Consider the following 13010-nt stretch of genomic DNA (forward strand, 5'->3'; position numbering starts at 1 on the left):
GTCTCGCTGGAGGTCATGGCTCCGACGCTACGGCGGGGACGGGGGGCCCGCACCCGCGCGGCTACGCTGCCCGGCGTGAGCAGCCCGTCCCGTGTCTTCGCCGCGAGGCTGGCCGGGCTCCCCGTCTTCGACCCGATCGGGGACCCGGTGGGCCGGGTCCGCGACGTCGTCAGCGTCCTGCGCGGCGACGGGCGCCGCCTGCGCGTCGTCGGCCTCGTCGTCGAGGTGCCCGGGCGCCGGCGGGTCTTCGTGCCGCTGACCCGCGTCACCGCCATGGACGCCGGGCAGGTCATCACGACGGGCCTCGTCAACCTCCGCCGGTTCGAGCAGCGCAGCACCGAGGTGCTCCTGCTCGCCGAGGTGCTCGAACGCCGCGTCGAGCTCCTCGACGGCTCCGGCACGGCGACCGTCGAGGACCTCGCCCTCGAGCGCCCCGGCCCCCGCGACATGGAGGTCGTCCGCGTCTTCGTGCGGCGCGACGCCCCCGGCGGCCTCGGCTCCCGCCTGCGCGGCCGCCGCGGCGAGACGCTGCTCGTCCGCGCCGACGACGTCCGCGGCCTCCTCGGGCCCTCCGCCGGGGCCCAGGGCGCCAGCCTGCTCGTCGCCACCTTCGAGGACATGAAGCCGGCGGACATCGCCGACGCCCTCCACGACCTGTCGGGCCGCCGGCGGCTGGAGCTGGCGGCCGAGCTCGACGACGACCGGCTGGCCGACGTCCTCGCCGAGCTCGGCGAGGAGGACCGCGTCGGCGTCGTCACGGGCCTCACCCGCGAGCGCGCGGCCGACGTCCTCGAGGCCATGGACGCCGACGACGCCGCCGACGTCCTCGGCGAGCTGCCGGAGGAGGCCAAGGAGACGCTCCTGCAGCTCATGGAGCCCGACGAGGCCGCCGACGTCCGCCGCCTGCTCGCCTACGACGAGGAGACCGCGGGCGGGCTCATGACGCCCGAGCCGGTGCTGCTCGGGCCCGAGGCCACCGTCGCCGAGGCGCTGGCGCTCGTCCGCCGCAGCGACCTCTCCCCCGCCCTCGCCTCCTCGGTGTACGTCTGCCGCGCCCCGCTGGAGACCCCCACGGGGCGGCTGCTCGGCGTCGTCCACGTGCAGGCGATGCTCCGGGCCGCGCCGCACGAGCAGCTCGGCAGCATCGTCGACGCCGACGTCGACGGGATGCCGCCCGACGCCCCGCTCCAGGCGGTGGCCCGGCGGCTGGCGACGTACAACCTCGTCTCGGTGCCGGTCACCGACCAGGCGGGCCGGCTCCTGGGCGCCGTGACGGTCGACGACGTCCTCGACCACATCCTCCCGGAGGACTGGCGCGAGCAGGACGACCCCGAGACGGCCACCACCGGGACCATCCCGGCGCTCGTCCCGTCGCGGCGCTCGGGCCGGGGCTCGTCGCCCGTCCCCTGACGGCGCGGGCCGCCCGGCGCACCACCCCCACCCGTCCGCCCGCGCGGCGCCCGCCGCGCCCCCACGACGGCGCCCCCGCGCCCCGAGGAGGTCCCATGGCCCCGCAGACCCAGCGCGAGAGCCGCGACCCCGGGCGCGACGCCGGCCGGGGGCGCCCCTCCGGCGCGCGACGACGTCCCGGCCGCACGGGCCGGCAGGCGACGGTCGCCCGGGTGCCGGGGCTCGACAGCCCGCAGGAGAAGCGACGGCGGGTGGTCCCCCGGCCGGGCATCGACCAGGAGGCCTTCGGCCGGCTCTCCGAGGGCTTCGCCCGCTTCATGGGCACGCCGACCTTCCTGCTCTACATGTCCGGGTTCATCGTCGCCTGGGTCCTGTGGAACACCCTCGCGCCGGCGTCGCTCCGCTTCGACCCCTACGCCTTCCTCTTCCTCACGCTCATGCTGTCGCTGCAGGCCTCCTACGCCGCGCCGCTGATCCTCCTGGCGCAGAACCGCCAGGACGACCGCGACCGCGTGAGCATCGAGCAGGACCGGCAGCGCGCCGAGCGCAACCTCGCCGACACCGAGTACCTCGCCCGCGAGGTCGCGGCGCTGCGCATCGCCATGCGCGACGTCGCCACCCGCGACTTCCTCCGGGGCGAGCTGCGCTCCCTCGTCGAGGAGCTGGACGGCCGCGACGAGGGCGACCGCGGCCGCTCCCGCTCACGGCGGTCGGCCGAGGCGCGCGAGGCGGAGGCGAGGGAGGCCCGCGAGGCCGACCCGCGCGAGGCGCGCGAGGAGCGCCCCCGGCGCCGTCACGAGGGGCCCGGCGGGCGACCTACCCTGGAGGGATGAGCGGCACCGCACGCGTCGGCCCCCCGCCCGCCCCGCCGTCGGTCGACGAGGTCCGCGAGGCCCTCGGCCGCGTGCAGGACCCGGAGATCCGTCGTCCCGTCACCGAGCTCGGCATGGTGCGGGACGTCGAGGTCGTGCCCGGCGCGCCCGGCGGCGGCGCGACCGTCCGCGTCGGGCTCCTGCTGACGACGTCCGGCTGCCCCCTCAAGGACCGGCTCACCGAGGACACGACCCGCGAGGTGGGGGCGCTGGCCGGCGTCGACCGCGTCGAGGTCGACCTCGGGGTCATGGACGACGCCGGCCGCGCCGCCCTCAAGGACGTGCTCCGCGGCGGCCGCCCGGCCCGCGAGGTGCCGTTCTCGCGGCCCGGCTCGCTGACGCGCGTCGTCGCCGTCGCCTCCGGCAAGGGCGGGGTCGGCAAGTCCAGCGTCACCGTCAACCTCGCCGCGGCCATGGCCGCCGACGGGCTGCGCGTCGGCGTCCTCGACGCCGACGTCCACGGCTTCTCCGTGCCCCGGATGCTCGGCGTGCAGCACGCGCCCACGCAGATCGACGACATGATCGTGCCGCCCGTCGCGCACGGGGTGAAGGTCGTGTCGATCGGGATGTTCACGCCCGGCAACACCCCCGTGGTGTGGCGCGGGCCGATGCTCCACCGCACCCTCGAGCAGTTCCTCACCGACGTGCACTGGGGCGACCTGGACGTCCTCCTGCTCGACCTGCCGCCGGGCACGGGCGACATCGCCATCAGCGTCGCCCAGCTCCTGCCCGGCGCCGAGCTCCTCGTCGTCACGACGCCGCAGGCCGCCGCCGCCGAGGTCGCGGAGCGGGCCGGCACCCTCGCCCGGCAGACGAAGCAGGCCGTCGCGGGCGTCGTCGAGAACATGAGCTGGCTGGAGACGCCCGACGGCGGCCGCCTGGAGGTCTTCGGCCGCGGCGGCGGGCAGGCGGTCGTGGACCGCCTCGGCGAGGTCCTCCGGGCCCGCGTCACCCTCCTCGCGCAGGTGCCGCTCGACGTCCGTGTCCGCGAGGGCGGCGACGAGGGCGTGCCGCTGGTGCTGTCCGCCCCGGACGCGCCCGCGGCGCGGGCCCTGCGGGAGGTCGCCCGGGCGCTGTCGGGTCCGCGCGGGCTGGCCGGCCGGCCGCTCGGCCTGACGCCGGTGCGGCGCGCGGGCTGAGCCGCCCGGCCCGCGGTCGGGGGCCGGTCAGCGCGTCAGCGCGTCAGGTGGCCTCGGGGTCGAACGGCGTGCGGGCGGGGCGCTGCGCGCCGGCACCGGGCTGGTCGAGCGGCTTGCCCGGGCCCCGGCCGGCGGCCGACCGCACCGTCGTCGTCGCGGCGGCGCCGGCCGCCGCCGCCGCTCCGCCGGCCGTGGCCGCGGTCGCGGCGCCCCCGGCGGCCGCTCCCGCGGCGGGCGACGCGAGGGCGGTCGGGCCGCCCGGCGTCGTCGGCTTGGCGGGCCCGTCGTCCCACACGTCGGTGAGGGCCTCGCGGACGATGCGGCGGGGGTCGTACTGGCGCGGGTCGAGCTTCTGCCAGTCGATGTCGTCGAACTCGGGGCCCATCTCCTGCTTGAGGGAGTCACGCGCGCCCTTGGCGTAGCCCACGACCCCGCGCACGGCCTCGGCGAGCTGCTGCGCGTACTTAGGCAGCCGCTCGGGGCCGACGACGACGAGCACGAGGACGAGGAGCACGAGGAGCTCGCCGCCGTTGATGCCCGCCACGCGAGCACTGTAACCACGGCCGGGCCGCCCGCAGGCGCCCGCCCGCCGCCCCGGGACGGCCGCTCCCGGGCGGCCGGGCCGGTCAGCTGCTGGGCTCGCTCCCGAGCGTCACCTCGACGGTCTCCTCCGAGCGGCCGCGCAGCACCGTGAGCGCGACGGGCTGGCCCGGCTCCCGGGCGCGGATGGCGACGATGAGCTCGTCCGGGGCCGTGACGAGCTGGTCGTCGATGGCGGTGATGACGTCGCCGGGCTGCAGGCCCGCCGCCGCCGCGGGGCCGTCCGCGGTCACCGGCTGCTGACCGTTCGCGCCCTGCTGGGCGATGCGCACGCCCCGGCCCTCGTACGTCGGGTCGAGCGAGACGCCGATGACCGGGTAGGTGGCGACGCCGTCCTCGACGAGCTCCGTCGTCGTCCGCACCACCTGGTTCGCGGGGATGGCGAAGCCGAGGCCGATGCTCCCGCCGGCCCCGCCGGTGCCGCCGGCCTGGGCGATCGCCGAGTTCACGCCGACGACGGCGCCCTCCATGTCGACGAGCGGCCCGCCGGAGTTGCCGGGGTTGATGGCCGCGTCCGTCTGGACGGCGTTGATGAAGCCCTGCTCGTCGAGGCTCTCGCCGGCGACGACGGGACGGTTGAGGGCGCTGACGATGCCCGTCGTCACCGTGCTCGTGAGCCCGAGCGGCGCGCCGACGGCGACGACCGGGTCGCCCACCCGCACGGCGTCGGTGTCGGCGAAGGCCAGCGGCACCAGGCCGGTGCGCTGGATGCGCAGCACCGCGAGGTCGTAGTCGGAGGTCCGCCCGACGACGGTGGCGGGCTCGACGCTGCCGTCGGCGAGGAGCACCCGGATCCGCCCCCCGCCGTCGGCGGCGGACGCGATGACGTGGTTGTTCGTCACGACGAGGCCGTCGGGCGACAGGACGAAGCCCGAGCCGCCGCCCGACCCGGCCGCGGACGTGACCTCGATGGACACGGTGCTGGGCAGGACGGCCTCGGCGACCTCGGCCACCGAGGTGCCGCCCGTGCCCTCGCCGGCGCCGTCGGAGGCGCTGCCCGAGCGCTCGACGACGCTGACGGTGGCCGCGGGGCGGCCGGCGAGGCGGTCCCCCGCGACGCCGCCGACGAGGCCCGCGACGAGGCAGGCGGCGACGAGCAGGAGCCCCCGGGCGCCGCGGCGGCGGCGCGGGGCGCGCGGCTCGCCGCCGGGGACGGGCGGGACGACGTCGGGGAAGCCCCCGCCGCCGTGGCCCAGCAGGGGCCCCGGCACGGGCCGGTCGTCGGTGCCCGCGGACGGGTCCGCCCCGGGGCCGGCGGCGGGGCGGCCGCCCGGGACGGCGGCGCCGTCGCCCGGCACCCACCAGGCGGGGGGCGCGGAGCCGCCGGCCGCCGGGTCGGACGAGGGGCGGGGCCCGGCGCCGTGCGGGCCGTCGTCGTCCCGGCCGGGCCACGAGCCGCCCGCCCCGGCGGGGTCCCCGTCGGGCCGGCCGCCGGGCCCGCCGTCCGGCTCGCGCGGCGGGGACGCCTGCTGGGGGCCCCAGGGGGACGGCCACGGGGACGGTCGCGCGCCGTCGTCGTCGCGCGGCTGGTCGCCCGGTGCGCTCATGGGTGGGTCCTCCTCGGGCGGGCCTCGGCCGGCACCGCTGCCGAGCATCCTCGCCGGTCGGGGCCCCGCGCGCGCCCCCGGGGCGCGCAGGAGGGTCAGCCCGGCGGCAGGACCGCGGGCGCGCGGTGGGCGAGCGCCGTCCGGAGCTGGGCGCGCGCCCGGTGGATGCGCGAGCGCACCGTGCCGATCTTCACGCCGAGCGTCCGGGAGATCTCCTCGTAGCTGAGCCCCTCGATGTCGCAGAGGACGACGGCGGCGCGGAACTCGGGCGACAGGTCGAGCAGGGCGGCCTGGACGTCGCGGTCGAGGTTGCCGTGCTCGTAGGCCCGCTCGGGGCCGGGGTCGCGGCCCGGCAGGCGGTCCGAGGCGTCGTCGCCGAGGGCGTCGAAGCGGATGCGCTGCTTGCGACGCACCTGGTCGAGGAAGAGGTTGGTCGTGATCCGGTGCAGCCAGCCCTCGAAGGTGCCGGGGGTGTAGCTCGACAGCGAGCGGAACACCCGCACGAAGACCTCCTGCGTGAGGTCCTCGGCGTCGTGGCGGTTGCCCGTGAGGCGGTAGGAGAGACGGAAGACGCGGGCGGAGTGGTCGCGCACGACCTCCTCCCACGTCGGCGGGGCCCAGGGGGCGCGCTCGTCGGCGACCGCCCCGGCGAGGGGGCCGGCGTCCGCCCGGGACCCGTCGGCCGGCACCGGGGTGCCGGCGTCGGCGCCCGGGCCGTCGGCGGCTCGCGTCGTCATGGCCCGATGGTGCCACCGCAGCCTGGACGGCACCTGGCAGGCCGCCCGCGCGGCCCGGCGCGGGGCGCCGCGCCACCCGCCCGGCGGACCGCCCGCGCCCCGGCGCCCGTCGGCCGGGGCGGCCCGCGCACCGGTAGGTTCGCGGTCGCCCCGCACCCCGCGGTGCCCGCCTCGCGAGGAGCCCGTCATCGCCGCCACGTCCGCCGCCAGCCGCAGCTACGCCGAGGACTTCGTCGTCGAGGACGAGGTGCTCGAGCGGGCGCGCGGCCGCGGCGTCGAGCTGGGCTGCTCCCCCGTCGACCCCGGCACCGGCGCCGCCCTGCGCCTGCTCGCGGCGGCGGCGGGCGCCCGCGCCGTCGTCGAGGTGGGCACCGGCACGGGCGTCTCGACGCTGTGGCTGCTCGCCGGGATGCCCGCCGACGGCGTCCTCACGACGATCGACAGCGAGCCGGAGCACCAGCGCGCGGCGCGCACGGCCGTCGCCGAGGCGGGCGTCCGCAGCGGCCGGGTGCGCGTCATCGGCGGGCGGGCGCTCGAGGTGCTCCCCCGCCTCACGGACGGCGCCTACGACCTCGTCCTCCTCGACGGCGACCGCCTCGAGCTCGACGCCCAGCTGGACCAGGCCCTGCGCCTGCTGCGCCCCGGCGGCCTCCTCGTCGTCGCGGGCGCGCTGTGGCGCGACCGCGTCGCCGACCCGGCCCAGCGCGACGCGGTGACGACGGCCGTCCGCGAGGCGGTGCGGCGCGTGCGCGACGACGAGCGGCTGCTGCCGGCGCTCCTGCCCGTCGGCGACGGGCTGCTCGCCGGCGTCGTCCGCGGCTGAGGCCCGGCCGGCCGCGGGCCCGGCCCGCGGCGGCCGGCGCCGTCAGACGGCGCCCTCCTCCAGCCAGCGCAGGAGCAGCCGGGTCCCGAAGCCCGTGGCGCCCTTGGTGACCTCGTGCTCGTCCTTGTCGGCCCGGCCGGGGCCCGCGATGTCGAGGTGCGCCCAGCGGCGCCGCCCGACGAACTCGCGGAGGAAGAGCGCGGCGGTGATGGACCCGCCGGAGGGGCCGCCGGCCGCCGCGACGTGGCGCAGGTCGGCCACCTCGGACTCCAGGGCGTCGGTGTAGTCCTCGACGAGCGGCATCCGCCAGACCCGCTCGCCGGTGGCCGCCGACGCGCTGCGCAGCTGCTCGAGCAGCGGGGCGTCGTCGGTGTAGAGCGCGGCGTGCCGGCGCCCGAGCCCCAGCGAGGCGGCCCCCGTGAGGGTGGCGACGTCGACGAGCAGGTCGGGCCGCAGCTGCTCGTCGGCGTAGGACAGGGCGTCGGCGAGGACCATGCGGCCCTCGGCGTCGGTGTTGGCGATCTCCACGGTGGTCCCGCCGTGGACGCGGACGACGTCGCCGGGGCGGTACGACCCGCCGCCGAGCGCGTTCTCCGCGAGCGGCAGGAGCGCCGTGACCGGCTGCGGCAGACGCATCTCCGCCGCCGCGAGGACGGTGGCGAGGACGACGGCCGCGCCCGCCATGTCCGTCTTCATCGGCACCATCGCCTCGCGCGGCTTGAGCGAGAGCCCGCCGGTGTCGAAGGTGATGCCCTTGCCGACGAGGACGACGTGGCGCCGCTGCGGCGTCCCGGCCGGCGGGCGGTAGCGCACCGTGACGAGGCAGGGCGGCGAGGCCGAGCCGCCGCCGACGGCCAGGAGGCCGCCGAAGCCCTCGCGGGCCAGGCCGTCGGCGTCCAGCACCTCCACCTCGACGCCGGGCAGGTCGGCGGCGAGCGCCCGGGCCTGCTCGGCCACCCACGCCGGGTCCTTCGTCGAGCTGGGCGTGCTCGCGAGGTCGCGCGTGCGCCACGTGGCGCGGGCCGCGGCGACGGCGCGGGGCAGGGCGGGGCCGTCGTCCACGCCGAGCAGCTCGACGACCTCGGCGGCCGGGCGGGGGCCGTCCTCGAGGCCCGTGCGCGGCGGGGTGTAGGCGGCGAGCAGCAGGCCCTCGGCGAAGGCGCGGAGGGCGGCGGGCGGCAGGCCCGTGCCCGCGGTCGTCACGACGCGGTCGGCGCCCCGGGTGGCGCGGGCCAGGGCGGCACCGGCCCGGCGCAGCGCCGTCTCGCCGCCGTCGCCGACGCCGAGCAGGAGGAGCCGGCGGGGCCCGACGCCGTCGTCGCGGGCCGACGGGAGCGGGACGCCGAGCGTCTCGCCGGCGCGCCCCGTGAAGCGCTGCTGCTCGGCGAGGACGGCCGTGTTGAGGCCGAGCCACACGGCGGCGTCGGCGGTGCCGGGGCGGGGCTGGGGCTCGGCCTCGCCCGGCGGGGCCGAGGCCACGGGGACGGCGAGGACGTCGGCCCCGGCGGCCGAGCGGACGTCGCCGCCGGCGACGGGGACCAGGCGGGGCATGCGGGCGTCGACCACCGCTCGACCCTACTGGCGGTCGCCGCGGCGGCCCGTCGGGGCGGGCCCGCCCGTGCCGCGGGTGCCGGGGGTCGGTCCGGGGCGGCCCCGGACGCACGGACGCCCCTCCCCGTGCGGGGAGGGGCGTCCGTGGGGGCGCCGGGCGGCGGGTGCGCCGGGTCCGCGAGGAGCCGGGGCGGGCCGCCCGGGGGCGGCGGGGTCGTCAGGCGACGACGCCGCCGATGGCCTCGCCCAGGCCCTTGGCCTCGTCGGGGGTCATCTCGACGACGAGCCGTCCGCCGCCCTCGAGGGGCATGCGCATGACGATGCCGCGGCCCTCCTTCGTGACCTCGAGCGGGCCGTCACCTGTCCTCGGCTTCATGGCCGCCATTGCGGGTCCCCTTCCTGGGTGGGCGTGATCGCGACCATCATCCCCCGGAACTGCGTGAAACCGAAACCCGTGCCCCGATCCGGGCGTCCGCCCTCACCTCCGCGCGCACCGGGTCCCCGCGGCACCAGCACCCGTCCAGGTGGTCGTCCACGAGGCCCGTGGCCTGGAGCGTCGAGTACGCCGTCGTCGGGCCGACGAAGACGAGCCCGTGCCGCTTCAGCTCGCGCGCGAGGGCCCGGGACGCGTCGGTGGAGGCCGGCACGTCCGCCGTCGTCCGCGGCGCCGGCCGGCCCGGCTCCTCGGCGTACCGGCGCAGCAGCGCCTCGAGCCCGCCGCGGTCCCGCAGGGCCAGCACCGCCCGCGCGTTGGCCACCGCCGCGTCGACCTTGGCGCGGTTGCGGACGATGCCCGCGTCGGCGAGCAGCCGGGCGCGGTCGTCGTCGCCGAAGCCCGCGACGACCTCGGGGTCGAAGCCCGCGAAGGCGGCCCGGAAGGCGGGCCGCTTGCGCAGGACCGTCAGCCAGGACAGGCCCGACTGGAAGGCCTCGAGCGTGAGGCGCTCGAAGAACGCCGCCTCCCCGGTGACGGGCCGGCCCCACTCGTCGTCGTGGTACGCCCGGTAGTCGGCGGGCGCGTCCCCCCAGGGGCAGCGCGCGAGCCCGTCGGCGCCGAGCACGGGGCCCGCCGCGGGCGCCGGGGCCACCGGCTCAGGCCTCGAGCGGCTCGGGCCGCTCGGCCTCGACGCGACGGACCATGTCGACGACGACCCCGCGCAGCCCCCACCAGGCCGGCACGGCGAGCAGGCGGTCGAGGGGGCGGGCGAGCGCGCGCGGCAGCCGGCGCGGGAGGACGTCGACGTCCTCGCCCCAGACGACGAGGCACGAGCCCGGCGTGAGGGGCACGACGCGCACGGCGGCGCTGCCGCGGACGACGGACCCGCGCTTGGCGAGCACCGCGACGCCCTCGCGGGCGCCGTCGGCGGGCGCGCCCGCCGTGGGGTCCTGCCGGCGGACGACGTCCATCGGGTCGTCGAAGCCGACGCCGAGGACGGCGGTGCGCCCGACGAAGGAGGCCGGGCCGGTCGAGAGGACCCGGGTGAGCGGGATCGACGCGCTCTGCCACGGCCAGTCGGTGAGGTGACGCCAGACCACGGGGGCGGGGCGGCGGGCGACGACCTCGACGACGACGCGCATCAGGCCCTCCCGCCGTCCGGGCCGGCGTCGACCGCGGCCGGGCCGGCCGGCACGGCGTCGCCCGGCGACGTCGCCGCCCCGAGGCGGGCCGTGAGCTCCGCGACGCGCGCGTCCCGGGCGGCGACCTCGTCGCGCACCCGGTCGAGCAGCGCGTCGACCTCGTCCATCCGGTAGCCGCGCAGCCCGAGGGAGAAGCGCACGCGGTCGAGGTCGTCCGCCGCCAGCGGGCCGTCCGGGAGCGCCCTCGACGGGCGGCTCGTCGTCGGCTCCTCGAGGCCGCCGGGGACTCGCCCGACGGCCACGGCGGCGACGACGCCGGCCACGACGAGGGCCACGAGCAGGAGGACGAGGGTCACGGGGCCGATCGTGGCACGGGGCGCCGCCCGCGCGCCGGACGGCCACGGACCCGCACCCGGGCGGCGGCGCGGCGGGCTCAGGCGTCGACGGGCGCGGTGAGCCAGCGGCGCAGGACGTCCGCGCAGCGGTGGAGGTCCCGCACGGGGCAGTGCTCGTCGTCGGCGTGGGCGAGCAGGGGGTCGCCGGGGCCGAGGTTGACGGCCGGGACGCCGAGGGCGGTGAAGCGGGCGACGTCCGTCCAGCCGAGCTTGGCCCGCGGCTCCTCCCCCGTGGCGGCGACGACGGCCGCGGCGGCCGGCCGGTCGAGCCCCGGCCGGGCGCCCTCGGCGCCGTCGGTGAGCACGACCTCGTACCCGGCGAGCAGCTCCCGCAGGTCCGCCTCGGCCTCCGCCAGCGTGCGGTCCGGCGCGAAGCGGTGGTTGACCGTCACGACGCACCGGTCCGGCACGACGTTGCCGGCCGTGCCGCCGCGGATGCCGACCGCCTGGAGGCTCTGCCGGAAGACGAGGCCGTCGACCTCCCGCTCGCCCGGGTCGTGCCCGGCGAGCAGCGCGAGGAGCGGCGCGGCCGCGTGGACGGCGTTCACCCCGCGCCAGGGGCGGGCGCTGTGCGCGGGGACGCCGTCGAGGACGACGTCGACCCGCAGGGTCCCGTTGCAGCCGCCCTCGACGGCGGCCGACGTCGGCTCGCCGAGGACGGCGACGTCGCCCGCGAGCCAGTCCGGGTGCTCCCGCGCGAGCCGGCCGAGCCCGTTGCATGACGCCTCGACCTCCTCGTGGTCGTAGAAGACCCAGGTGACGTCGCGGGTCGGCTCGGTCAGCGCTGCGGCCAGCGAGAGGGCAACCGCCACACCGCCCTTCATGTCGGCGGTGCCCCGCCCGTGGACGAGCTCGTCGTCGCCGGACCCGGTCCGCCACGTCGGGAGGTTGGGCGAGCCGTCGGGCCGCCGGCCCAGCGGCACCGTGTCGAGGTGCCCGGCGACGACGACGCGCTCGGCCCGCCCGAGCGACGTGCGGGCGACGACGGCGTCCCCGTCGCGCAGCACCTCGAGGTGCGGGCACGCCGCGAGCGCGACCTCGACGGCGTCCGCGAGGCGGGCCTCGTCCCCGCTGACCGACTCGACGTCGCACACCGCCTGGAGCAGGTCGGCGAGGTCGGCGGACAGGTCCAGCACGGCGGGGTCGCTCACCCGCGCGAGCGTAGGACGCCCGCCGCGCGCCCCGGCACGCTGCGCTCCCCGCGCCCGCCCTCCTCCCCGCGGGCGAGGCCGCAGGGAGGACGGACCGACGGCCGGGCGGTCCGGGGCCCGGGAGGGCGGGGCTGCGGCGGGGGCCCGTGGGCGGGCGCCGGTAGCCTCGGGGCATGACCGGCGCACCCCCCGAGACCCCCGTCCCCGAGGCCGCCGAGGCCCCCGCCGACGGCGCCGCGCCGGGCCGCTGGGCCTGGGGCTACGGCCTCGCGACCGTGACCGGGGGCGGCGACGTCCTCGACACCTGGTACCCGGCACCGGCCCTCGGCCACCCGGGGGACGACCCGGGGCCCTTCGGCGTCCCGGCCTCCCTCGCGGCGCTCGAGGCCACCGACCCCCGCCGCGCCGTCCGCACCGAGGTGGTCCGCACCGTCGTCGACCTCGACGCCGGCCCGGTCGACGTCCCCGACGCCTACCTGCGCCTGCACCTGCTCTCCCACCGCCTCGTGCGGCCCCACGGCGTGGACCTCACGGGCCTGTTCGGCGTCCTGCCGACGGTCGTGTGGACGTCGGCCGGCCCGTGCGCCGTCGAGGGCTTCGAGGAGACGCGCACCCGCCTGCTGGCCGACCGCTCCACGCGCCTCGTCGTCGACGGCGTCGACAAGTTCCCGCGGATGACGGACTACGTGCTCCCGGCGGGCGTCCGGGTCGCCGACGCCTCCCGCGTGCGCCTCGGCGCCCACCTGGCCCCGGGCACGACGGTCATGCACGAGGGCTTCGTCAACTTCAACGCCGGCACGCTCGGCGCCTCCATGGTCGAGGGCCGCATCAGCGCGGGCGTCGTCGTCGGCGACGGGAGCGACGTCGGGGGCGGCTCGTCGATCATGGGCACGCTCTCCGGAGGCGGGACCGAGGTCGTCTCGATCGGCGAGCGGTGCCTGCTCGGCGCCAACGCCGGCGTCGGCATCTCCCTCGGGGACGACTGCGTCGTCGAGGCCGGCCTCTACGTCACCGCGGGCACCAAGGTCGCCGTCGTCGACCCGACCACCCGCGAGGTCCTGCGCACCGTCAAGGCGCGGGAGCTGTCCGGCAGCGACGGCCTGCAGCTGTGGCGCAACTCCGCCACGGGCGCCGTCGAGGCCCGCACCCGCACCGGCTCGTGGGGGGCGCTCAACGCGGCCCTCCACGCCGGCTGACCGCCCCGCGG

General features: G+C 78.9%; 14 protein-coding genes. 5 read left to right on the plus strand and 9 right to left on the minus strand.

The features are described 5' to 3' along the window. Window positions 1-75: 75 nt before the first annotated feature. The 3 genes from EDC03_RS07660 (at window position 76) to EDC03_RS07670 (ending at window position 3421) form a co-directional block, all read left to right on the plus strand. Window positions 76-1410: a magnesium transporter MgtE N-terminal domain-containing protein gene (locus tag EDC03_RS07660; RefSeq protein WP_123379590.1), complete on the plus strand. Its 1335-nt coding sequence runs from the start codon at window positions 76-78 to the stop codon at window positions 1408-1410. Window positions 1411-1505: 95 nt separating this feature from the next. Then, window positions 1506-2243: a DUF1003 domain-containing protein gene (locus EDC03_RS07665; protein ID WP_123379591.1), complete on the plus strand. Its 738-nt coding sequence runs from the start codon at window positions 1506-1508 to the stop codon at window positions 2241-2243. Then, the gene (locus EDC03_RS07670; protein WP_123379592.1) at window positions 2240-3421 is read left to right on the plus strand and encodes an Mrp/NBP35 family ATP-binding protein; all 1182 of its coding nucleotides are present in this window, start codon (window positions 2240-2242) and stop codon (window positions 3419-3421) included. Before EDC03_RS07665 ends, EDC03_RS07670 begins: the two co-directional genes overlap by 4 nt. A 43-nt stretch (window positions 3422-3464) precedes the next feature. Here EDC03_RS07670 and EDC03_RS07675 read toward each other — a convergent pair whose 3' ends face one another. The 3 genes from EDC03_RS07675 to sigE form a co-directional block, all read right to left on the minus strand. Beyond that, window positions 3465-3965, minus strand: coding sequence for a twin-arginine translocase TatA/TatE family subunit (locus EDC03_RS07675; RefSeq protein WP_123379593.1), 501 nt, complete (start codon window positions 3963-3965; stop codon window positions 3465-3467). Window positions 3966-4047: 82 nt separating this feature from the next. Further along, window positions 4048-5568: a trypsin-like peptidase domain-containing protein gene (locus EDC03_RS07680; protein ID WP_123379594.1), complete on the minus strand. Its 1521-nt coding sequence runs from the start codon at window positions 5566-5568 to the stop codon at window positions 4048-4050. Between the two features lie 95 nt (window positions 5569-5663). Beyond that, window positions 5664-6305 (minus strand): RNA polymerase sigma factor SigE, encoded by a 642-nt coding sequence (gene sigE, locus EDC03_RS07685; protein ID WP_123379595.1) that lies wholly within the window; start codon window positions 6303-6305, stop codon window positions 5664-5666. 187 nt (window positions 6306-6492) lie between these two features. Between sigE and EDC03_RS07690 the strand changes: the two genes are divergently transcribed. Further along, complete coding sequence (locus tag EDC03_RS07690) at window positions 6493-7128, plus strand: O-methyltransferase (RefSeq protein WP_422393805.1); 636 nt, start codon at window positions 6493-6495, stop codon at window positions 7126-7128. Window positions 7129-7170: 42 nt separating this feature from the next. On the opposite strand, the gene EDC03_RS07695 is transcribed toward EDC03_RS07690, so the two are convergent. The 6 genes from EDC03_RS07695 to dapE all read right to left on the minus strand — a co-directional run bounded on the left by EDC03_RS07695 (window position 7171) and on the right by dapE (window position 11803). Further along, window positions 7171-8694 carry a leucyl aminopeptidase family protein gene (locus EDC03_RS07695; RefSeq protein WP_199720029.1) on the minus strand — a complete coding sequence of 508 codons (1524 nt, stop codon included), beginning with the start codon at window positions 8692-8694 and terminating at the stop codon, window positions 7171-7173. Window positions 8695-8896: 202 nt separating this feature from the next. Continuing rightward, window positions 8897-9064: a DUF3117 domain-containing protein gene (locus EDC03_RS07700; RefSeq protein ID WP_123379596.1), complete on the minus strand. Its 168-nt coding sequence runs from the start codon at window positions 9062-9064 to the stop codon at window positions 8897-8899. 37 nt (window positions 9065-9101) lie between these two features. After that, on the minus strand, window positions 9102-9767 hold the full coding sequence (locus EDC03_RS07705) for a DNA-3-methyladenine glycosylase I (protein ID WP_123379597.1): 666 nt from the start codon (window positions 9765-9767) through the stop codon (window positions 9102-9104). A gap of 4 nt (window positions 9768-9771) precedes the next feature. Further along, window positions 9772-10257, minus strand: a complete 486-nt coding sequence (locus EDC03_RS07710; protein WP_199720030.1) for a hypothetical protein — start codon at window positions 10255-10257, stop codon at window positions 9772-9774. Then, window positions 10257-10613: a DivIVA domain-containing protein gene (locus EDC03_RS17555; protein ID WP_158674235.1), complete on the minus strand. Its 357-nt coding sequence runs from the start codon at window positions 10611-10613 to the stop codon at window positions 10257-10259. Before EDC03_RS17555 ends, EDC03_RS07710 begins: the two co-directional genes overlap by 1 nt. Window positions 10614-10690: 77 nt before the next feature. Continuing rightward, complete coding sequence (gene dapE / locus EDC03_RS07720) at window positions 10691-11803, minus strand: succinyl-diaminopimelate desuccinylase (protein ID WP_241967085.1); 1113 nt, start codon at window positions 11801-11803, stop codon at window positions 10691-10693. A gap of 173 nt (window positions 11804-11976) precedes the next feature. Here dapE and dapD point away from each other — a divergent pair, with 173 nt between their 5' ends. Next, complete coding sequence (gene dapD / locus EDC03_RS07725; RefSeq protein WP_123379598.1) at window positions 11977-12999, plus strand: 2,3,4,5-tetrahydropyridine-2,6-dicarboxylate N-succinyltransferase; 1023 nt, start codon at window positions 11977-11979, stop codon at window positions 12997-12999. Window positions 13000-13010: the final 11 nt, after the last annotated feature.

Source organism: Pseudokineococcus lusitanus (genome assembly GCF_003751265.1).
Taxonomy (GTDB): domain Bacteria; phylum Actinomycetota; class Actinomycetes; order Actinomycetales; family Quadrisphaeraceae; genus Pseudokineococcus; species Pseudokineococcus lusitanus.

What these genes read in the sequence shown, in the direction of transcription:
- sigE (WP_123379595.1), bottom strand. Translation starts at nt 6,305, where the DNA reads ATGACGACGCGAGCCGCCGACGGCCCGGGCGCCGACGCCGGCACCCCG.
- EDC03_RS07665 (WP_123379591.1), top strand. Translation starts at nt 1,506, where the DNA reads ATGGCCCCGCAGACCCAGCGCGAGAGCCGCGACCCCGGGCGCGACGCC.
- EDC03_RS07670 (WP_123379592.1), top strand. Translation starts at nt 2,240, where the DNA reads ATGAGCGGCACCGCACGCGTCGGCCCCCCGCCCGCCCCGCCGTCGGTC.
- EDC03_RS07700 (WP_123379596.1), bottom strand. Translation starts at nt 9,064, where the DNA reads ATGGCGGCCATGAAGCCGAGGACAGGTGACGGCCCGCTCGAGGTCACG.
- EDC03_RS07680 (WP_123379594.1), bottom strand. Translation starts at nt 5,568, where the DNA reads ATGAGCGCACCGGGCGACCAGCCGCGCGACGACGACGGCGCGCGACCG.
- dapD (WP_123379598.1), top strand. Translation starts at nt 11,977, where the DNA reads ATGACCGGCGCACCCCCCGAGACCCCCGTCCCCGAGGCCGCCGAGGCC.
- EDC03_RS07710 (WP_199720030.1), bottom strand. Translation starts at nt 10,257, where the DNA reads ATGCGCGTCGTCGTCGAGGTCGTCGCCCGCCGCCCCGCCCCCGTGGTC.